At 69.8% G+C, this 19137-nt stretch carries 17 protein-coding genes; 3 read left to right on the forward strand and 14 right to left on the reverse strand.

All coding sequences use genetic code 11. The annotated features are described in order from the left end of the window. Positions 1 to 56 precede the first annotated feature (56 nt). Both ACFQY2_RS12750 and ACFQY2_RS12755 read right to left on the reverse strand, forming a co-directional pair. A complete protein-coding gene (locus ACFQY2_RS12750; RefSeq protein WP_378746236.1) occupies positions 57 to 1955 on the reverse strand; it encodes an ABC transporter ATP-binding protein in 1899 nt (632 codons plus the stop codon). A 40-nt stretch (positions 1956 to 1995) separates the two neighbouring features. Then, complete coding sequence (locus tag ACFQY2_RS12755) at positions 1996 to 2202, reverse strand: AsnC family protein (RefSeq protein WP_378746237.1); 207 nt, start codon at positions 2200 to 2202, stop codon at positions 1996 to 1998. Between the two features lie 63 nt (positions 2203 to 2265). On the opposite strand from ACFQY2_RS12755, the gene ACFQY2_RS12760 reads away from it, so the two are divergent. Further along, positions 2266 to 2898 (forward strand): HAD-IA family hydrolase, encoded by a 633-nt coding sequence (locus ACFQY2_RS12760; RefSeq protein WP_378746238.1) that lies wholly within the window; start codon positions 2266 to 2268, stop codon positions 2896 to 2898. Positions 2899 to 2991: 93 nt separating this feature from the next. Here the strand turns inward: ACFQY2_RS12760 and ACFQY2_RS12765 are convergent, their stop codons facing one another. The 12 genes from ACFQY2_RS12765 to ACFQY2_RS12820 all read right to left on the reverse strand — a co-directional run bounded on the left by ACFQY2_RS12765 (position 2992) and on the right by ACFQY2_RS12820 (position 14606). Then, a complete protein-coding gene (locus ACFQY2_RS12765; RefSeq protein ID WP_378746239.1) occupies positions 2992 to 4218 on the reverse strand; it encodes an alpha-hydroxy-acid oxidizing protein in 1227 nt (408 codons plus the stop codon). Then, positions 4215 to 4940, reverse strand: coding sequence for an ABC transporter ATP-binding protein (locus tag ACFQY2_RS12770; RefSeq protein ID WP_378746240.1), 726 nt, complete (start codon positions 4938 to 4940; stop codon positions 4215 to 4217). Before ACFQY2_RS12770 ends, ACFQY2_RS12765 begins: the two co-directional genes overlap by 4 nt. Continuing rightward, entirely contained in the window at positions 4933 to 6711 is a 1779-nt protein-coding gene (locus tag ACFQY2_RS12775) for an ATP-binding cassette domain-containing protein (protein ID WP_378746241.1), read from the reverse strand. The genes ACFQY2_RS12770 and ACFQY2_RS12775 overlap by 8 nt, the downstream gene beginning before the upstream one ends. Beyond that, positions 6711 to 7589 (reverse strand): branched-chain amino acid ABC transporter permease, encoded by an 879-nt coding sequence (locus tag ACFQY2_RS12780; protein WP_378746243.1) that lies wholly within the window; start codon positions 7587 to 7589, stop codon positions 6711 to 6713. Before ACFQY2_RS12780 ends, ACFQY2_RS12775 begins: the two co-directional genes overlap by 1 nt. Before the next feature lie 40 nt (positions 7590 to 7629). After that, positions 7630 to 8802 (reverse strand): ABC transporter substrate-binding protein, encoded by a 1173-nt coding sequence (locus ACFQY2_RS12785; protein WP_378746244.1) that lies wholly within the window; start codon positions 8800 to 8802, stop codon positions 7630 to 7632. 138 nt (positions 8803 to 8940) lie between these two features. After that, a complete protein-coding gene (locus tag ACFQY2_RS12790) occupies positions 8941 to 9300 on the reverse strand; it encodes a Fe-S protein (RefSeq protein WP_378746246.1) in 360 nt (119 codons plus the stop codon). Between the two features lie 66 nt (positions 9301 to 9366). Further along, positions 9367 to 9843, reverse strand: coding sequence for a 6,7-dimethyl-8-ribityllumazine synthase (ribH, locus tag ACFQY2_RS12795; protein ID WP_378746247.1), 477 nt, complete (start codon positions 9841 to 9843; stop codon positions 9367 to 9369). After that, positions 9840 to 11114, reverse strand: coding sequence for a GTP cyclohydrolase II (gene ribA, locus ACFQY2_RS12800; RefSeq protein ID WP_378746248.1), 1275 nt, complete (start codon positions 11112 to 11114; stop codon positions 9840 to 9842). The genes ribH and ribA overlap by 4 nt, the downstream gene beginning before the upstream one ends. Beyond that, the gene (locus ACFQY2_RS12805; protein ID WP_378746250.1) at positions 11111 to 11740 is read right to left on the reverse strand and encodes a riboflavin synthase; all 630 of its coding nucleotides are present in this window, start codon (positions 11738 to 11740) and stop codon (positions 11111 to 11113) included. Before ACFQY2_RS12805 ends, ribA begins: the two co-directional genes overlap by 4 nt. After that, positions 11740 to 12768, reverse strand: coding sequence for a bifunctional diaminohydroxyphosphoribosylaminopyrimidine deaminase/5-amino-6-(5-phosphoribosylamino)uracil reductase RibD (ribD, locus tag ACFQY2_RS12810; protein ID WP_378746251.1), 1029 nt, complete (start codon positions 12766 to 12768; stop codon positions 11740 to 11742). Before ribD ends, ACFQY2_RS12805 begins: the two co-directional genes overlap by 1 nt. A gap of 245 nt (positions 12769 to 13013) precedes the next feature. After that, positions 13014 to 13877 carry an Fpg/Nei family DNA glycosylase gene (locus ACFQY2_RS12815; protein ID WP_378746252.1) on the reverse strand — a complete coding sequence of 288 codons (864 nt, stop codon included), beginning with the start codon at positions 13875 to 13877 and terminating at the stop codon, positions 13014 to 13016. Between the two features lie 165 nt (positions 13878 to 14042). Continuing rightward, on the reverse strand, positions 14043 to 14606 hold the full coding sequence (locus ACFQY2_RS12820) for a GNAT family N-acetyltransferase (protein WP_378746254.1): 564 nt from the start codon (positions 14604 to 14606) through the stop codon (positions 14043 to 14045). A 74-nt stretch (positions 14607 to 14680) separates the two neighbouring features. Between ACFQY2_RS12820 and ACFQY2_RS12825 the strand changes: the two genes are divergently transcribed. Together ACFQY2_RS12825 and mfd are read left to right on the forward strand one after the other, a co-directional pair. Further along, positions 14681 to 15562 (forward strand): EamA family transporter, encoded by an 882-nt coding sequence (locus ACFQY2_RS12825; RefSeq protein ID WP_378746255.1) that lies wholly within the window; start codon positions 14681 to 14683, stop codon positions 15560 to 15562. Between the two features lie 42 nt (positions 15563 to 15604). Next, complete coding sequence (gene mfd / locus ACFQY2_RS12830) at positions 15605 to 19135, forward strand: transcription-repair coupling factor (protein ID WP_378746256.1); 3531 nt, start codon at positions 15605 to 15607, stop codon at positions 19133 to 19135. Positions 19136 to 19137 lie beyond the last annotated feature (2 nt).

Below are 19137 nucleotides of genomic sequence, written 5' to 3' on the forward strand. Positions count from 1 at the left end.
CATCGGGCCCCTCGCAGGCTGACGCGGCTGCGGAGGGCCCGATGTCTTCTCGGCTCTCAGACCAGAAGCTGGTGACGGGCGAGGTCGCGGTACAGCGGCACTTCGTCGACGAGGTCGGCGTGCGCGCCCTGGCCGATCACCCGGCCGTCCTGCAGCACGACGATGAGATCGCTGTCGACCACGGTCGAGAGGCGGTGCGCGATCACGATCAGGGTGCGGTCGGATGCCGCGGCATCGATCGCCTCGCGCATCCGCTGTTCGTTCACGCCGTCCAGCGACGAGGTCGACTCGTCCAGCAGCAGGATCGGGGCCTCGGTGAGCAGCGCGCGCGCGATGGCGAGGCGCTGGCGCTCGCCGCCCGAGAGCATGACGCCGTCCTCGCCGACGGGAGCCTGCAGGCCCAGTGGACTGCGCTCGAGCACGTCGCCGAGGTTCACGGAGCGCAGCACGCGTTCGCAGTCGGCGTCCGTGGCATCCGGTGCGGCCAGGCGCAGGTTCTCCGCCAGCGTGCCGGCGAGCGTGGGCGCGTCCTGCTCGACGTAGCCGAACTGCGCACGCAGTCGCTCGCGCGGATACCTGCGCACGTCGTGCCCGGCGAGACGGATGCTGCCGCCGGTCGGGTCGTAGAAGCGCTCGATGAGCGAGAGAATCGTGCTCTTGCCGGCACCGCTCGGTCCCACGAGTGCCACCCGCGCGCCGCGCGGTACAGCGAACGACACGCCCTTCAGCACGTCCCGGTCGATGGGATCGTGGGTCCCCGAGCCGGTCGAAGGGACCTCGTCCGCACGTTCGAGGTGCGCCTCGGCGAGCAGCGTGCGCGCCTCCCTGGCGGCCGCCTCGCGGGCGGCGATCACGTCGTCGGGATACCGGAACCGCACATCGCGGAACTCGATCGCCGGCGCTCCGGCGACCGGCGCGGTGGTGGCCGCGGAGTCCGTCTCGTCGTTCTCGGTCTCGGTGGGCAGGTCGAGGATCTCCTGGATGCGACCGAGCGCGCCCAGCGCCTGATTGACGGACGTGAAGGCGCCGAAGGCCTGGGCGAGCGGCATGACCAGCATGAACAGGAACATGATGAAGGTCACCAGCGACGCGATGCTCAGCGCGCCGGAGGCCACTCGGAACCCTCCCACTCCGAGCACCACGAGCAGCGAGACCTGCAGGGCGATCCCCGCGACCGGGACGACCATCGAGGAGATCTTCGCGATCCGCACGCCCAGGCCGTAGGCCTCGCCCGCGATGGCGTCGACGGCGCGCGTCTCGCGCTCGGTCGCGCCGGAGGCGCGCACGGTGCGGATGCTGGAGATGCCGCGCTCGATGCCGGATGCCAGCTCGCCCACCTTCTGCTGCTGAGCGGCGGATGCGGTGCGGATGCGCCCGCTGAGCAGCACCACGACCACGACCGAGGTGGTGATGACGATGACGATCAGCAGCAGGAGGACGGGATCGATGACGAGCATCGCGATGAGCGCGCCGACGAACAGGATCGCGCCGCCGACGGCATCCGCGAGGCCCTGGGTGAGCACCGCATACAGCAGCGTGGTGTCGGTGCCGACTCGGGAGACGAGGTCGCCGGTGCGGCGGGCATCGAACTCGCTGATGGGCAGATGCAGGATGCGGGCGATCAGCTGTCGACGGCTGGAGTACACGACAGCGGTGCCGGTGCGCTGCAGCAGGTAATGCTGGTAGCCGGAGAGCACCGATGCGACGACGACCAGGCCGATCAGCAGCCAGACGAGCGATCCGAGCGCCTGATCCTTCTGCACCCGATCGATGACCTGGCCGACGAGCAGGGGCTGCGCCAGAGAGGCTGCGGCGCCGACGATGCTGAGCGCGGCGACCGCGACCAGCACCTTCTTGTGCTCGAAGAGGAAGGGGAGGAGCTGGCGGAACGTGGCGCGCGGGCCATCCTGCTGCGCACCGCGCCCGCGCCGGCGTTCTGTCGCCGTGCGGGACATTGAGGACCTCGTTCTTGAGGGAGGTGTTGCGGGGATGTCTCTATTGTCTGCCGAACTTCTTATGCGCCGCCTGCTTGGTTACGCCCAGGGCGCTGGCGATCGCCTGCCAGGAGTATCCCGCCAGGCGTGCGCGGCGCACCTGCGCCTCCTCGGCGCGGGCGATCTCCCGGCGGATGCCGGTGAGTCGGTGCAGCTCGGCCAGCGGCTCGCCGTCGGGGTCGGTGGCTGCTGCGGTGCGGGTGATCATGATGTCAATATAGGTTGACGCCTTCCGTCTGTCAACCTGTATTGACTCGATTAGGGTGAACGGGTGCCCGACAAGATGTGGATCCTGTTCGACGTCGGCGGCGTGCTGGAACTCGTCGACGACGACACCTGGCAGGACGCCTGGTGGCGGCGCTGGCGCAAGCACGCCGGTGCTCCGGATGCGGAGATCGATGAGCTCGTCGTGAGCGGACGCCTCCCGTCGATCGATGTCGTCTCAGGACGTGCGGACGAGTTCTGGCAGGTGCTGGGCGACAGGCTCGCGCTGACGCCCGCAGACCGCGCCGTCATGCGGACGGATTTCTGGGAGGCCTACTGCGGGACGGCGAACTCCGAGCTGATCGAGTACGCGCGCTCGCTGCGAGGCCGTGCGTCGCTCGCGATCCTCTCCAACTCCGCGGACGGTGCGCGCGAGGAGGAGGAGCGCAGGTACGGCTTCTCCGAGATCTTCGACCCGATCTGCTACAGCCATGAGCAGGGCGTCAACAAACCGGACGAGCGCGCCTACACGCTGGCGCTCGCGCGGATGCAGGCGCATCCCGAGGATGTCTTCTTCGTGGACGACCGGCGTCACTCGATCGACGCGGCGGCCGCCGTCGGCATCCGTGGTGAACTGCACGTCGACAACGCGACCACGATCGCCGCGATCGAGGAGTTCCTGGCAGGCCCGGGCGCGTGACTTCGCAGATCTGCAGTATTTCGCAGAGATCCGGCGCAAACCTGCGGAGATGTGCAGAACTGCGAAGAACTGCCGAGGCGCTCGAGGGCTGAGTCAGCCCAGCCGCACGCGTCCGCGCAGCTCTGCCACGGTCGAGACGCCGGTCAGCTGCATGGTGCGGACGGCCTCGGTGCGCATGATCTGCAGCATCCGATCGACGCCGCGCTCGCCGCCGGCCATCAAGCCGTACAGGTACGCGCGACCGACCATGCAGGCGTCGGCGCCCAGCCCGACGGCGGCGAGCACGTCGGCGCCGGAGAGGATGCCCGTGTCCAGGAAGATCTCGGCCCGGTCGCCGACGGCGGACGCCACCTCGGGCAGCAGGCGCAGCGGAGTGGGCGCCCGGTCCAGCTGGCGCCCGCCATGGTTGGACACCACGAGCGCGTCGGCGCCGGCATCCACCACCCGCTGCGCATCCGCGACGGACTGGATGCCCTTCACCACGAGCTTGCCCGGCCACTGCTCGCGCAGCCACGCGAGATCCTCGATCCTCAGCGAGGGGTCGAACATCTTCGCGACCAGTTCGGCGACCGTCCCGTCGAAGGAGCGCAGGCTGGCGAACTCGATCGGGGCGGTGGTGAGCACGTTGAACCACCAGGCCGGATGCCAGGCCATGTCCCACATGGTCTTCAGGTTCAGCGTGGGTGGGATGGTCAGGCCGTTGCGGGCGTCGCGCAGCCGGTTGCCGGCGACGGGGGTGTCGACCGTGAGCACCAGCGTGTCGTAACCGGCGCGGCGGACGTCGTCGATGAGGCGCCGGGTGCCGTCGCGGTCCTTCCACAGGTACAGCTGGAACCAGTTGGTCCCGGTCGGCACGGCCGCCTTGAGTTCGGCCGGCGAGGTGGTGCCCATCGTCGAGAGCGTGTACGGCACACCGGCCCGCGCGGCGGCGCGCGCCACGGCGATCTCGCCCTCGTGCTGCATCATCCGGGTGAACCCGGTGGGCGCCATGATCAGCGGGAACGATGCCGGCTGCCCGAGGATCGTCGTGGAGGTGTCGACCTCGGCGACGTCGTGCAGCACCCGGGGCTCGAACTCGACCTGCGCGAAGGCGCGACGGGCCCGGGCGATGCTGAGTTCCTCTTCCGCTGCGCCGTGCACGTAGTCGAACACCGAACGCGGAGTGGTGCGTCGTGCGATGCGGGCGAGATCCTTGACGGACAGCGCCTGCGCGAGTCGACGGTCGACGCGGTTCCACACCGGACGGCGGAAGCCCAGCAGCGGCGCCACCGCCCCCCAGGTCGGCACGCGCCTGGTGATCCGGCGCGGGGGGAGGGTCATTCCTTGGACCGCCCCGTGCCCAGGTAGGCCTGGATGATGTCGTCGTCTGCAAGCAGCGCCTCGGATGCCCCCGAGCGCACGATCTCGCCGTTCTGCAGGATGTGGCCCTGCGTGGCGGCCTGGAGGGCCCTGCGTGCGTTCTGCTCCACCAGCAGCACGGTGGTGCCCTCGGCGAGCACCTCGTCGATGACGGCGAACACCTCGTTGACGATCTTGGGCGCCAGGCCCATCGACGGCTCGTCCATCAGGATCAGCTTCGGCCGCGCGAGCATGGCCCGCGCGATGGCGAGCATCTGCTGCTCGCCGCCCGAGAGTGATCCTGCCGCCAGCTTGCGCCGTTCGCCGAGCACGGGGAAGCGCTGGTACATCTCGTCGATGGCCGCGCCGGAGCCGGCACCGTGTGCACGTGCACCCATCTGCAGGTTCTCGGCGATCGTCATCGTCGCGAGGATCTGGCGGCCCTCCGGAACCTGCACCAATCCCCTCGGCACGAGCCGGTGGGATCTGGTCTTCGTGATCTCCGCGCCGTCGAAGACGACCTTCCCGCCGGACGGGCGCACGATGCCGGAGATCGCGTTGATGATCGACGACTTGCCGGCGCCGTTCGCGCCCACCAGCGTCACCAGGGAACCCGCGGCGACATCGAAGGAGACGCCGCGCACGGCGTGCACGCGTCCGTAGGACACCGACAGGTCCTGCACACTCAGCAGCGGCTCAGTCATCGTCGCCCTCCCGGCCGGTCGTCTTCGTGGGCGTCACGGACGCCGAGCTCCCGGCATCCGCCTGTCCGGCATCCGCCTGTCCGGCATCCGCCTCGCCGGCGTTCTCATCCGCGGCGCCCAGGTACGCCTCGATGACGCGCTCGTCCGCCGCGATGTCCGCCGGAGTGCCTTCCGCGAGCACCTCGCCGAAGTTCAGCACGATGATGTGATCGCACGTGTCCAGCACCATGCCCACGTTGTGCTCGATGAAGATGATCGTCAGACCGTCCGCGGCCAGGCTTCGGATCAGCTCGCTCAGCCCGTCGGCCTCGACGTGGTTCATCCCGGCGGCGGGCTCGTCGAGGATCAGCAGCGAGGGGTCGGCGGCCAGTGCGCGGGCGATCTCCAGGCGGCGCTGGTCGCCGTAGGAGAGGCCCTTCGCAAGGGTGTTGGCCTTGTCCAGCAGGCCGACCCGGTCCAGGCAGCGGGCGGCGTGCGCGAGAGCGGTCTGCTCGTCGCGGCGTGCCGACGGCAGCCAGATCAGCCGGCGCAGGAACGTGGGCCTGGCGACGACATGCGCACCGATCAGCACGTTCTCCAGCGCCGTGAGCCGGTTGAACAGCTTCGAGTGCTGGAAGGTGCGGGTGACCCCCGCCGCGGCGATCCGGTGCACCGGCGTGCGTCCGATCGGCACGCCCAGCACCGTGGCGGTGCCGGAAGAGGGCGGGATGAGCCCGCTGATCATGTTCACCAGGGTGGTCTTGCCGGCGCCGTTGGGCCCGATCAGTCCCACCACCTCGCCGCTGCGCACCGTGAGATTCACCGCGCGCACGGCGTGCACCCCGCCGTACTCCTTGGCCAGGTCCTTCAGTTCGGCGACGACTTCGCCCGCGGCCGGGTGCGTGCGCAGCGAGAGACCCGCGGCATCCGTCTGCAGCGACGCGATGTCGACCTTCTGGCGGCGCCGGGGAATGAGGCTCGCGATCCCGCCGGGCAGGTACAGGATGACCAGGAGCAGCAGCAGGCCGGAGATGAACGGGCGGATCCAGCCGGCCTCGATGCCGATGGTGCGCTGGATCTCGGGGAGCATGGTCTGGAAGCCGCTGCCGAGGATCGGGCCGAAGAAGTTCGCGGTCCCTCCGACGACAGCGGTGACGAGGCCGTCGATCGCCGTGGTGAAGCCGAAGTCCTCGGGGGCCACGAGGCGCACGTAGTACGCCCACATGACCCCGTACAGGCCGGCCAGCACACCGGCGGCGACGAACGCCGACAGCCGGTGCCCGCCGACGTTGATGCCGATGGACCGCGCGGCGAGCTCATCCTCGCGGATCGCCTCCAGGGCGCGTCCATAGCGGGAGCGGCTCTGCCGGGCGAACCAATAGGTGACCAGCGCCAGCGCGACCCAGGCGACCACCGGGGTGAGCGTCTTCGGCACCGACATGCCCTGCGCGCCGCCGGTCCACTCCGAGTTCAACAGGAAGATCCGGATCGCCTCGGCGAATCCGAGTGTGGCGATGGCCAGGTACACGCCTCGCAGCTTCATGGTCGGAAGCCCCAGGATCACCGCGGTCACGGCGCCGACGAGCATGCCGACCACCATCGCGAACAGCAGCGTGGGGATCGGCCCCCACTGGGCGGGCGGCGGGGTGAGGGTGGCGGCGGTGAAGCCGGCGATTCCGGCGAAACCGGCCTGCGCGAGGCTCAGCTGGCCGGCGACGAGCACCGCGTAGAACGAGAACGCGAAGACGCCGTTGAGCGCGATGAAGACGAGGGTCGATTCGGTGAACAGCATCAGACCTCACGCACCTTGCGCTTGCCGAACAGACCCTCGGGCCGCACCAGCAGGATGACGAACAGCAGCGCGAACGCGATCAGATCGCGCCAGCTGGAGCCGATGTACTGGATGGCGAACACCTCGGCGATGCCGAGGATGAGCCCGCCGACGAGTGAGCCGGACAGCGAACCCATGCCGCCGACGATGATCACCGCGAGACCCTTCAGCTCGATCGCGCTGCCCATGCCCAGCTGTGCACTGTTCACGTTCAGGGCGAACAGCACGCCGGCGACCGCACCGAGAGCGGTGGAGATCGCGAACGTCGTCGCGGTGACGCCTTCGACGTTCACGCCGAGCACGCGGGCGGCCGTGGGGTTCTCGGCCACGGCCCGCATCGAGCGTCCCAGCGACGAGCGCTGCACGAGGATGCTCAGCGCGACCATCAGGCCCAGCGACACCACCAGGATGATGATCTGCAGCCAGCTCGCGGTCAGATCTCCCAGCTTCAGTGCGTCCTCGGGGATGGTCCCCACGGGAAAGCGTCGGGTGTTCGGCCCGAACGCCGCCTGCAGCAGCGCCACGATCATCCCCGCCATGGCGATCGAGGAGATCAGGCCGGCGAAGTGCGCGTCCGGCCGCTCGCGGAGCGGCCGGAACGCGATGCGCTCGATGAGCAGGCCCATGATCGCCCCGAACGCGAACACCGCGATCAGCACGAGCCACAGCGGAAGGTCGAAGGCCTCCGTCATCCAGATGCCCACGAACGCCGAGGCGGCGAACACGGACGGGTGGGCCAGGTTCAGCCGATCCAGGATGCCGAACACCAGGGTGAACCCGATGGCGAACAGCGCGTAGATCGAACCGAGGAACAGGCCGTTCAGCAGCTGCTGCAGCATGGGGGCTCCTGGTGGTCGGAGTCGTCAGATCAGAGGGGACTCAGTTCAGGACCGCGAACTTGCCGTCCTGCACGATCTGGACGACGGCGGAGTGCTCCGCGTCGCGGTCCTCGTTGATCGTCAGCGTGCCGAGCGGCGTCTTCAGATCCTTGACCTCGGTCAGGCCCTTCTGCACATCCGCGCGCTCGCCGGAGCAGTTCACGCGCACCGCGTGGTCGAGCACCAGCAGGCCGGTGTACGCCTGGGCGGCGAACTGGTCCGGACCTGCGCCGAACTCCTCCTCGTATGCCTTCATGAACGCGGTGTTCTCGGGGCTGTCGGAGGCGGAGTTCCAGGCGGCGCCCACGACCACACCCTCCGCCGCGGCGCCGGCATCCTTCATCAGCTGCGGGTTGTTGAAGCCGTTTCCGCCGATGATGGGCGCGTCGATTCCGAGCTCGCGAGCCTGCGTGACCAGCGGGATCGCGGCTTCGATGAGCGCCGAGACGACGATCGCGTCGGGCTTGCTCTCCTTCGCGGCGGTCAGCAGGCTGCGGAAGTCGGTGTCCTTGACCGAGAACTTCAGGGTGTCGACGACCTCGACGTCCTGCTCCTTCAGCGACTCGGCCATCACCTTGTACCCGGATTCGGTGAACGCGTCGTCGTTGCTGTACATCACGACGACCTTCTCCAGGCCGAACTTCTCCGTCGCGGCCTCGATCGTCTGCGGGATGACCTGGCCCTCGGTGAGGGAGTCGCGGAAGATGAAGTCACCCTGTTCGGTGATCCCGGCGGCCGTGTTCGAGATGGCCAGCACCGGCATCCCGCCGTCCTGGGCGATCGGCTGCGCCTGGAATGCCGTGTTCGAGAGGGTGGGGCCGATGACGGCGCTGGTGCCGTCGGCGACGAACTTCTCGAACACCCCGATGGCCTGCTTCGGGTCGGTGCCGTCGTCCTCGATCTTCAGGTCGTACGTCACGCCGTCCTTGGCATTGAGGTCCTTGAGGGCGAGCTTCAGGCCGTTCTGCTGCGATTCGCCGTAACTGGCGGCTGCGCCCGTCAGGCTGAGCGCGGCGCCGAGGGGGACGGTGCCGTCGATGGTGCAGGAGTCGCCGGAGCCGGAGCCCTTCAGGCTGCCGCCGGCGGTGCCGCCGCCGTCCTGCGCGGCGCTGCAGCCGGCGAGGAGGAGAGCGGAGGCGGACAGGATGACTGCGGTGCGAAGGGCTTTGCGCATGAGGATCTCCATTTCAACGATGAATCTGGTCGCCCCTGCGACGTCGGACCGATGATCCCGCGTCGCGCGCGATGCGCAACAGCCTCGCTGCGGGGATGGCAGGGCGATGGAACGATCTTAGGCCCGACGGCCGCCGATTCAGTGCCAGAGCACGGCGATCCCGGCATTGACGAGCGTCAGGATGCCGATGCCCCAGAACAGCGCAGGGGCGACGCCGCCGGACTTGCGCTGGCGTCCCTGACCGATGCCGAGCAGCGCGCCGATGATGAGTACGACCACGAGCTTCGTGCCGATCTTGGCGTAGTCGAACTCCTCGCCCTCGGGCATACCCCATGGCGCGGCGAGGGCGAGTCCGGCGACGGCGGCGATCGAGATGCCGACGTGCATCAGCCGGGTGATCTCCCGTCTTCCGCCGAACGCCTGCACGGCCCAGGAGCCGAACAGCACGGCGAAGCCGACGAGATGGACGAGCAGAACGAGGTTGCGCAGGGTCTCCATGGGCCCAGGCTAACCAATCGTCGCGCGTCGCGGGAAGCGCTCGGGACGGACAGCAGCGGCGCGGGGTCAGCCGCGCAGCTCGGCGAGCACGCGGGCGGTGCGCAGCGCGGCATCCGCGGCCTCGGCGCCCTTGTCCTCCTTCGAGCCGGGGAGACCCGCGCGGTCCAGGCCCTGCTGCTCGTCGTCGAGGGTGAGCAGCCCGAAACCGATCGGTCTGCCGGCGTCCAGCGAGGCGCGCGTGAGCCCGTCGGTGGCGGCTGCGGAGACGTACTCGAAGTGCGGCGTTCCGCCGCGGATGATCACACCCAGCGCCACGACGGCGTCCGCACCGCCGGCGAAGGCCGCCTGCGCGGCCACGGCCAGTTCGAACGAGCCCGGCACGCGCACCAGCCTGTGCTCGGCACCCGCGGCGTCCAGGGTCCGCTGCGCACCGGCGATGAGGCCGTTCGAGATCGTCTCGTGCCAGGTTCCGGCGATGACGACGACACGAAGGCCGCGTCCGTCGACGGGGGCGAGGGGGGTGGGGGCTCCGGCGCCGCTCATGCGTGGTCCTTTCCGCTCGCGAGCGCCTGGGCCAGCTCGGCTTCGCCGATGATGTGGCCCATGCGGTCGCGCTTGGTCTCGAGGTACTGGTGGTTGTTGGGGCCGACTCCGACGATCAGCGGCACCTGCTCGATGACATCCAGGCCGAGTTCGCGCAGCTTGTCGACCTTGTCGGTGTTGTTCGTGAGCAGGCGCACCTTGGAGATGCCGAGGTCGGACAGGATGCCGGCGGCCGCCGCGTACTCGCGGGCGTCGGCGGGCAGCCCCAGTGCGAGGTTCGCGTCGACGGTGTCCAGGCCCTCCTCCTGCAGGCTGTACGCGCGGAGCTTGTTGATGAGCCCGATGCCGCGGCCTTCATGACCGCGCATGTAGACCACCACGCCGCCTTCGGTCTCGATCATGTCCAGCGCGGCCTGCAGCTGGGGGCCGCATTCGCATTTCTGCGAGCCGAATGCCTCACCGGTGAGGCATTCCGAGTGCACCCGCACCAGAGCGGTCTCCCCGGGAGTGCCGGAGACGACCGCGATGTGGTCGGTGCCGGTGACCCGGTCCTTGTAGGCGAGGAAGCGGAACGTGCCGTGCGAGGTGGGCACGTTCGCGTCAGCCCGCAGGCTCACGCGGCGCTGCGTCTTCTGCGTGGTGCAGTCGGCCTCGTCGCGCGGGTCGACCTCTCGCAGATGCGCGATGAGCTGCTCGATGGTGATCACCGGCACGTTCTCCCGCTCGCCCAGCTCGAGCAGGCGGGGCAGGCGCATCATGCTGCCGTCCTCGTCCACGACCTCGGCGATCGCGCCGACGGGCTGCAGTCCCGCCAGCGTCATCAGCTCCACGGCGGCCTCGGTGTGCCCGCCGCGCTGGCGCACACCGCCGTCGACGGCGCGCAGCGGCAGGATGTGCCCGGGGCGGATGATGCTCGTCGCGGTCGACTGCGGGTTCGCCAGGACGTTCAGCGTGTGCGCGCGGTCGTGCGCGCTGATGCCCGTGGTCACACCGTCGGCGGCGTCCACGCTCACGGTGTACGCGGTCGACCGGGCGTCCTCGTTGCTCTCCACCATGGGCGGGAGGTTGAGGCTGTCGGCCAGGTCGGCGGGCATCGGCGCACAGATCAGCCCGGAGGTCCAGCGCACCATCCACGCCATGACCTCGGGGGTCGCGAGCTCGGCCGAGATGATGATGTCGCCCTCGTTCTCGCGGTTCTCGTCGTCGGCCACGATGATGGGCCGGCCTGCCCGCAGAGCCTCGACGGCGTCGGTGATGGGGGAAAGGCTCATCGCGAGCCTCCTTCCGGAAGGGGGCGGAACGCCAGCAGGCGCTCCACGTGACGGGCGAGGATGTCGGTTTCGAGGTTCACGACGTCGCCCGGGACGAGCGCGCCGAGCACGGTCGCATCGAGCGTCTCGGGAATGAGCGACACCTCGAACCAGGCCGGAGACTCGTCGGGGTCGCTCACGGCGCTGACGGTGAGCGAGGTGCCGGCGACGCTGATCGACCCCTTGTCGACGATGAGGGGAGCGAGCCCGGCGGGCAGGCTGAAGCGCAGCACGCGCCACTGGTCGCCCGGCCGCACCTCCATGACCGAGCCGGTGCCGTCGACGTGGCCCTGCACGATGTGCCCGCCGAGCCGCGCGCCGACGGGCATCGCCTTCTCGATGTTCACACGCGTGCCGACCTGCACCGTGCCGAGCGCCGAGACGTCCAGCGTCTGCTTCATGACATCGGCGTCGAAGGTGTCGGATGTCGAGCCGACGACGGTCAGGCAGACCCCGCTGACCGCGATCGACTCGCCGTGAACGGCGTCTGAGGCCGCCTTCGGGGCGCGCACGGTGAGGCGCCAGCCGTCTCCGGACGGCGCGATGGCGGCGATCTCGCCGATCTCCTCGATGATTCCGGTGAACATCAGCTTCCTTCCGAATCGGATGTGAGGCGGGCGACGGCCAGCAGATCCTCGCCGAGGGTGATCCACTCGTCGATTCTGAGCCGGCGTGCGTCGGCGATGGTGCCCACGCCGATGTCGGCGAGGGCGAGACGCCCGCCGCCGAGCAGCACAGGGGCGATGTAAGCGAGCACGGCGTCGCCCAGGCCGGCGGCGAGGAACGCGCTGGCCAGGGTGGGACCACCCTCGACGAAGACGCGCTGCACGCCGCGTTCGCCGAGGTCGGCGAGCACGGCGGCGAGGTCGTGGGTGTCGTAGAACAGGGGGGACAGCGGATGCCGGCGCACGGCGGCGTGCACGGGAGTCCGGCGCGCACCGATGATGACCGGGATGGGCTGGTGAGGGAGCAGCGCATCGCCGTCGCGGGCGGTGAGCGCCGGGTCGTCGGCCAGCACGGTTCCGGTGCCGACGACGATGGCATCCGCCTGCGCGCGGCGGGCGTGCACGTCGGCGCGTGCGACAGGGCCGGTGATCCACTGGCTGGTGCCGTCCGAGGCGGCCGCGCGCCCGTCCAGGCTCTGCGCCCACTTCACGGTCACATACGGGCGGCCCAGTCGCTGCACGGTCAGCCAGTCTCCGATGAGATCGCGGGCGGCGACCTCCTCGACGCCGGCGACCACGTCCAGGCCCGCGGCGCGCATCCGATCGCCGCCGCCGCTGGACGCCGCGCCCGGGTCATCGAGCGCATAGATCACGCGGGAGACGCCCGCGTCGATCAGCGCCTGTGAGCACGGCCCCGTGCGGCCGGTGTGGTTGCACGGCTCCAGGGTGACCACCGCGGTCGCGCCGCGGGCCTCGCCCGGTGCCAGCCGGGAGAGCGCGTCGACCTCGGCGTGCGCGGTGCCGGCACCGCGATGCCAGCCCTCCGCGAGGACCTGGCCGGAGGGGGAGAGGAGAACGGCGCCCACCTGCGGGTTCACGCCGCGGGGGCCATGAGCGGCGAGGGAGAGCGCCCGCGACATCGCATCGCGTTCCGCCTCGGTCACTGCCATCGGTCATCCTTCTGATAAACCGGGGCTGACAGCGCGCGCGATCGCGTCGCTCGTGCTGCCTCTCTTCCGGACTAGCGAGCGGCTGCTCGCATCACCGTCGGTTCCGGATTTCCACCGGATCGGCGCCTGTCGCCAGGCGTTCGCGGACTGTCACCGCCGGTTCGGATTCACACCGACCCCGGAGCACGTTGATGCTCTGAGTCTACTCAACATGGGCGCCGGTGATTCATTCCCCGTAACAGGCGTCACTTCAGCAGCCGGGAGAGCCGCCGGTCGGCGAGGATCCTGCCACCGGTCTGGCAGGTGGGGCAGTACTCCATGCTGCGGTCCGCGAAGAAGACGGAGCGGACGGTGTCACCGCAGACCGGACAGGTCTCGCCACGGCGCGCATGCACCTGCATGCCGCGCCGCTTGGCGTCTTTCAGGTCAGCCGGCGGCTTGCCGGCGGCAGCCGCGATAGCCTCGCGCAGGGTCTCCAGCATGGCCGCGTAGAGCTGGTCGATCTGCGCGTCATCGAGGCCGGCGGCGGGTGCATACGGCGACATCTTCGCGGCATGCAGGATCTCGTCGCTGTAGGCGTTGCCGATGCCGGCGATCAGGTTCTGGTCGCGCAGCAGGCCCTTGATCTGCATCCGTCTGCCGGAGAGGAGGGCGGCGAAGACATCCCTGGTGAACGACGCGTCCAGCGGGTCGGGGCCCAGCCGGGCGATGCCGGGCACGTCCTGCGGGTCGCGCACCACGTACACCGCGAGGGACTTCTTCGTGCCGGCCTCGGTCAGATCGAACCCGCTGTCGTCGTCGAGGGCGACGCGCAGCGCGATGGGGCTGCGCCCGGGCTTGATCAGCGTGCTCGGCAGGGTCTCGTACCAGCGCAGCCACCCCGCCTTCGCGAGGTGGAAGACGAGGTGCAGGTCATCGCCCAGGCTCAGATCGACGAACTTGCCGTGCCGCCGGCTTGCGGTGATCGTCGCACCCTGCAGCGCGGTGATCTGCGGGTCGAACGTCTTCAGCGCCGCGATGGCGGCCACGCTGACGCGCGTGACGGCGTGTCCGACGGCGCGCTCGCCGAGGAAGTCGACCAGTCCCTGCACCTCCGGCATCTCGGGCATGCCGACATCCTGCCACGAGGACCGCACGAAACGCAGGGGATTGCGCGGAACGCAGAGGACCGCACGAAACGCAGGGGATCGCGCGGAAGGCAGGAGCGACCCTGGCGTCCGCACCTGCGTTTCGTGCGGAATCCCGCCTCACGGGCGCCGTCGCGGGCGAAGACGTCAGAGCACCGGCCACGCCACGGGAGTGCGATCGTCGGAGGCGAGCAGCCCCGCGATCCAGGCGTCGTCGCGCCCCCGCGGGCCGGTCAGGCCCAGGCGCAGCATCCCCTCGTAGCGGAACCCGAGACCGCGTGCTGTGCGCGCGGAGGGCACATTGCCGACGACGGCGCGCCAGGCGAGCCGGGCGAGACCGAGCTCGGCGAAGGCGAAGTCGACCACCGCCCGCCCGGCTTCGCCCATGATGCCCTGACCGCGGTGCGCAGCGGTGCCCCAGAAGCCGATCTCCGCCTCGCCGCCATGCGGATGTCGGGTGATCCGGTGCAGCCCGACCATGCCGGCCAGCTCCCCGTCGCGCCGGATCGCCCAGACCGTCTCCACGCCCTCCTCCCACCAGCCGGCGACCAGCCCGACGAACTCCTCCGCGTCCTCCCGGGAGTACGGGCTGGGCACAGTGGTCCAGCGCGGCACCTCGGGATCCTGACAGGCGGCGGTGATCGCGTCGACGTCGTCCACGGTGGGGATGCTGAGGACGAGCCGCTCGGTGCGCAGGGTGACGGGTTGCATCGCACCAGCGTAATGAGGTGTTCATTAGGCTGGTGACCGCGGCCCTTCGCCGTCAGACCGGGAGGAGGACGGCCGTGCCGCTGCAGCGATCATCTCCGCGCGGTGTCGCCGCGTCGCTGCTGGCATCCGTGCTCTTCGCGAGCATCTTCTACCTCACCGCGCAGCTGCACTCCTCGGCCGAGGTCGTCTGGGCCTGGCGCGTGCTCGCGACCCTCGCGCTCTATCTCGCCGCGCTGTGGCTCGCCTCGTCCCGTGTCGCGCTGCGCGTGCTGCTGCGCCGGCTGAGGTCGCGGTGGTGGCTGCCGCCGCTCGCGCTGCTGCTCGCATCGATCGTGGGCGTTCAGCTGTGGCTGTTCATGTGGGCTCCGATGCACGGGCACGGCCTCGACGCGTCGCTCGGCTACCTGCTGCTCCCGATCACCCTCGTGCTGGGCGGCCGGTTCATCCTGCACGCCCGGGTCAGCCGCATGCAGTGGTGCGTGGTCGCACTCGCCGCCGTGGCCGTGGCCGTCAAACTCGTGGCCACCCCGCAGCTGTCCTGGGTGACGCTGGTGATCTGCATCCCCTACGCCGTGTACTTCGTGCTGCGGCAGCGCTTCGGTCTCGACGGTCCGTTCGTCTTCGGCATGGAGCTGGCGGTCATGTCGCCGATCGCGGTGATCATGCTGGCCACGGCCACTCCCGGGCCGCTGCCGCTGGTCGAGGTGGCGGGACTCGCTGCGGTCGGAGTGCTCGGCGGATTCGGGATGGTGCTCTATCTGGGCGCCTCGACGCTGCTGTCCATGCCGGTCTTCGGCCTGCTGACCTATGTCGAGCCGGTGCTGCTGGTCGCGGTCGCGTTCGTGCTGGGGGAGCGGATGCAAGGGGCCGACGTGCTCGTCTACGCGATCCTCGCCGTGGCGCTCGCGCTTCTGGCGGTGGAGGGGTTCCGGGCCGCGCGTCGTCCGCCCCGATGACGAGGAAGAGCGGTGTCGGTGGGTGGACAGTAGACTTCTCCGGTGACTGTTCCGGGGATTCTGCGTGCTTTGGAAGAGGCGAACCTGTACCGCGACGCACTGACCTGGGCGAAGACCGATGCCGAGATCTCGGTGGTCGACGGGCTGGATGCCCCGGTGATCGCGGGGCTCCTCGACAAGCGCGCGCAGGGAGGCCTGCCGGCATCCGTCCTCGTCGTGACGCCGACCGGCCGCCGCGCCGAGTCCGTCGCCGCGGCCATCGGCTGCTACGCCGCCGATGCCGAGATCCTCACTTTCCCGGCCTGGGAGACCCTGCCGCACGAGCGGCTGAGCCCCAGTCCCGATACCGTCGGGCGCCGGCTGGAGACGCTGCGGCGCATCACCACGTGGGACGGCAGCAGGCCTCTGGTGGTCGTCGCCTCGGTGCGCGCCGCGCTGCAGCCGCTCGCGGCGAACCTCGGCGACGCCGCTCCGCTGGAGCTGCGCGTGGGTTCGCGCGGCATGGAGCTCGAGCAGGCCGTCGAGCGGCTCGTCGAGCGCGCGTACTCCCGGGTGGACATGGTGTCGCGCCGTGGCGAGTTCGCGGTGCGCGGCGGCATCCTCGACGTCTTCCCGCCCACAGCGGACCATCCGCTGCGGGTGGAGTTCTTCGGCGACGAGATCGACCAGATCCGTGCGTTCTCGGTCGCCGACCAGCGGTCTCTCCCTGGAGACGTCGACGCCGCCCTGCTGCCGGCCAGCCGTGAGCTGCTGCTGACCGCCGACGTGAGAGAGCGCGCCGCCGGCCTGGTGGGCCAGTTCCCGGCGATCTCCGGGATGCTCGAGAAGATGGCGGAGGGCATTCCCGTCGAGGGGATGGAGTCGCTGCTTCCGGCTGTGGCCGGGCCGCTGATGACCCTGGCCGAGTACCTGCCCGCCGGTTCCGCGGCTGCGATCGTCGATCCCGAACGCGCCAGCGGACGAGCGCAGAACCTCGGCGAGACCAACCGCGAGTTCCTGGATGCGGCGTGGAGCGCGGCGACCTCGGGAGCATCCGCGCCGATCGATCTGGGCGCCGGAGACTTCATCTCCATCGCCCGACTGCGCGAGATCGTGCGCGACCGCGGCGGCGTCTGGTGGCGGCTGAGCGCGTTCGCCATCGACGACGCGGATGCCGAGAACCTCGACTCGTCGATCATCCCGTCCTTCCACGGCAACGTCGACGGTGCGATCTCGTTCGTCGACGCCCGCCTGGGCGAGGGGTGGCGCGTGGTCGTCATCGCATCCGGTCAGGGGCTCGTCGAGCGGGCGCGCGATGTGCTCAGCGACCGCGGGCTCGCAGCGCGCGTGGTCACCGACCTGACTGAGGCGCCCGAGGCGGGCGTCGCCAGCCTGGTGGTCGGCGCCGTCGAATCCGGCTTCCAGGTGCCGGACGCGAAGCTCGCCGTCCTCACCGACAACGAGTTCTACGGCCGCACCATCGGCGGCGACCAGCGCGTGGTGCGCAAGCTCGCCTCGCGTCGGCGCAACGTCGTCGACCCGCTGCAGCTCAAGCAGGGCGACTACGTGGTGCACACGACTCACGGCATCGGTCGCTTCGTCGAGATGACCAAGCGCGAGGTGTCCTCCGGCGGACGCAATGCCACGAAGACCACGCGCGAATACCTCGTGCTGGAGTACGCGCCGTCCAAGCGCGGCTATCCCGGCGACAAGCTGTACGTGCCCACCGATCAGCTGGATCTGCTCTCGAAGTACGTCGGCGGCGAAGCCCCCGTGCTCTCGAAGATGGGCGGCAGCGACTGGTCGGCGGCCAAGGGCAAGGCGCGCAAGGCCGTGCGCGACATCGCCGTCGAGCTCGTGAAGCTGTACTCCGCGCGGATGAGCGCGAAGGGCCATGCGTTCGGCCCCGACACGCCCTGGCAGCGCGAGCTGGAGGAGGCGTTCCCGTTCGCCGAGACCCAGGACCAGCTGCAGACGATCGACGAGATCAAGGCCGACATGGAGCGTCCGGTCCCGATGGACCGACTGCTCAGCGGTGACGTCGGCTTCGGCAAGACCGAGGTCGCCGTGCGCGCCGCGTTCAAGGCCATCCAGGAGGGCAAGCAGGTCGCGATGCTCGTCCCGACGACGCTGCTGGTCAAGCAGCATATGGAGACCTTCACCGAGCGCTTCGCCGGATTCCCCGTGCAGGTGCGCGCCCTCTCGCGCTTCCAGACCGACAAGGAGGCCAGGCTCACGCTGCAGGGGCTCCTGGACGGCTCGGTCGACATGGTGATCGGCACGCACCGCATCCTGACCGACCAGGTGATCTTCAAGGATCTCGGCCTGATGATCATCGACGAGGAGCAGCGGTTCGGCGTCGAGCACAAGGACAAGCTCAAGAAGATGAAGACCAATGTCGACATCCTCGCCATGAGCGCGACGCCCATCCCGCGCACCCTCGAGATGGCGGTCACCGGCATCCGCGAGATGTCGACGCTGCAGACACCGCCGGAGGACCGGCATCCCATCCTCACGTTCGTCGGGCCCCGCAGCGACAAGCAGATGGCTGCCGCGATCCGCCGCGAGATTCTGCGCGAGGGTCAGGTGTTCTTCGTGCACAATCGGGTGCAGTCGATCCAGCGGGTCGCGTCGGAGCTCGCCGAGCTCGTACCCGAGGCGCGCATCGCGGTGGCCCACGGGCGGATGGGCGAGCACCAGCTGGAGCAGGTCGTCGACGACTTCTGGGAGCGCAAGTACGACGTGCTCGTCTCGACCACCATCATCGAGACGGGCCTGGACATCTCCAACGCGAACACGATCATCATCGACAGAGCCGACAAGTACGGCTTGTCCCAGCTGCATCAGCTGCGCGGGCGCGTCGGACGCGGTCGTGAGCGCGCCTATGCGTACTTCCTCTACGACGACTCCAAGCCACTCAGTGAGACGGCCGCCGATCGACTGCAGACGATCGCCGTCAACAACGAGCTCGGCTCGGGCACGCAGGTGGCGCTGAAGGACCTCGAGCTGCGCGGCGCCGGCAACATGCTCGGGGCGGAGCAGGCCGGACACATCGCCGGCGTCGGCTTCGATCTGTACCTGCGGATGATCGGCGAGGCCGTCGCCGACTTCCGCGGCGAGGAGACCGAGACCGGCGGCGAACTGCGGCTGGAGCTGCCGGTGGAGGCGCGGATCCCCGAGCACTACATCGACAGCGAGCGGCTGCGGCTCGAGGCGTACCAGAAGCTCTCCTCCGCGGCGACGGCCACCGCTGCCGACGATGCCATCGATCTCGTCGCCGAGGAGCTGATCGACCGGTACGGGGCGTTTCCCGAAGAGGTGCAGACCCTGGTCGCCGTGGCACGGCTGCGCCGTCGTGCCGCGCGGGCGGGACTCACGGATGTCGTGGCGATGGGTTCGAACCTGCGGGTCGCTCCCGCCCGCTTAGAGGACTCGATGAAGGTGCGCCTGCAGCGGCTGTACCCGAAGGCCAAGCTGGTCGGCGGGGGAGAGGCGCTGGTCGTCCCGATGCCCGTGGATGTGGAGATCCTGGACTGGGTCGACAACCTGTTCACCGCGATGTTCCCGGAGCCGGCGAAGGCCACGGCATCCTGACG

It is taken from the genome of Microbacterium sp. GCM10027623, from assembly GCF_042666935.1.
Classification (GTDB): domain Bacteria; phylum Actinomycetota; class Actinomycetes; order Actinomycetales; family Microbacteriaceae; genus Microbacterium.

Excerpts from the sequence above, each read along its gene's own strand:
- ACFQY2_RS12815 (WP_378746252.1), bottom strand. The coding sequence starts at position 13,877 with ATGCCCGAGATGCCGGAGGTGCAGGGACTGGTCGACTTCCTCGGCGAG.
- ACFQY2_RS12780 (WP_378746243.1), bottom strand. The coding sequence starts at position 7,589 with ATGCTGCAGCAGCTGCTGAACGGCCTGTTCCTCGGTTCGATCTACGCG.
- ACFQY2_RS12785 (WP_378746244.1), bottom strand. The coding sequence starts at position 8,802 with ATGCGCAAAGCCCTTCGCACCGCAGTCATCCTGTCCGCCTCCGCTCTC.
- ACFQY2_RS12770 (WP_378746240.1), bottom strand. The coding sequence starts at position 4,940 with ATGACTGAGCCGCTGCTGAGTGTGCAGGACCTGTCGGTGTCCTACGGA.
- ribH (WP_378746247.1), bottom strand. The coding sequence starts at position 9,843 with ATGAGCGGCGCCGGAGCCCCCACCCCCCTCGCCCCCGTCGACGGACGC.
- ACFQY2_RS12765 (WP_378746239.1), bottom strand. The coding sequence starts at position 4,218 with ATGACCCTCCCCCCGCGCCGGATCACCAGGCGCGTGCCGACCTGGGGG.
- ACFQY2_RS12820 (WP_378746254.1), bottom strand. The coding sequence starts at position 14,606 with ATGCAACCCGTCACCCTGCGCACCGAGCGGCTCGTCCTCAGCATCCCC.
- ACFQY2_RS12805 (WP_378746250.1), bottom strand. The coding sequence starts at position 11,740 with ATGTTCACCGGAATCATCGAGGAGATCGGCGAGATCGCCGCCATCGCG.
- ACFQY2_RS12755 (WP_378746237.1), bottom strand. The coding sequence starts at position 2,202 with ATGATCACCCGCACCGCAGCAGCCACCGACCCCGACGGCGAGCCGCTG.
- ribD (WP_378746251.1), bottom strand. The coding sequence starts at position 12,768 with ATGGCAGTGACCGAGGCGGAACGCGATGCGATGTCGCGGGCGCTCTCC.
- ribA (WP_378746248.1), bottom strand. The coding sequence starts at position 11,114 with ATGAGCCTTTCCCCCATCACCGACGCCGTCGAGGCTCTGCGGGCAGGC.
- ACFQY2_RS12775 (WP_378746241.1), bottom strand. The coding sequence starts at position 6,711 with ATGCTGTTCACCGAATCGACCCTCGTCTTCATCGCGCTCAACGGCGTC.
- ACFQY2_RS12790 (WP_378746246.1), bottom strand. The coding sequence starts at position 9,300 with ATGGAGACCCTGCGCAACCTCGTTCTGCTCGTCCATCTCGTCGGCTTC.
- ACFQY2_RS12750 (WP_378746236.1), bottom strand. The coding sequence starts at position 1,955 with ATGTCCCGCACGGCGACAGAACGCCGGCGCGGGCGCGGTGCGCAGCAG.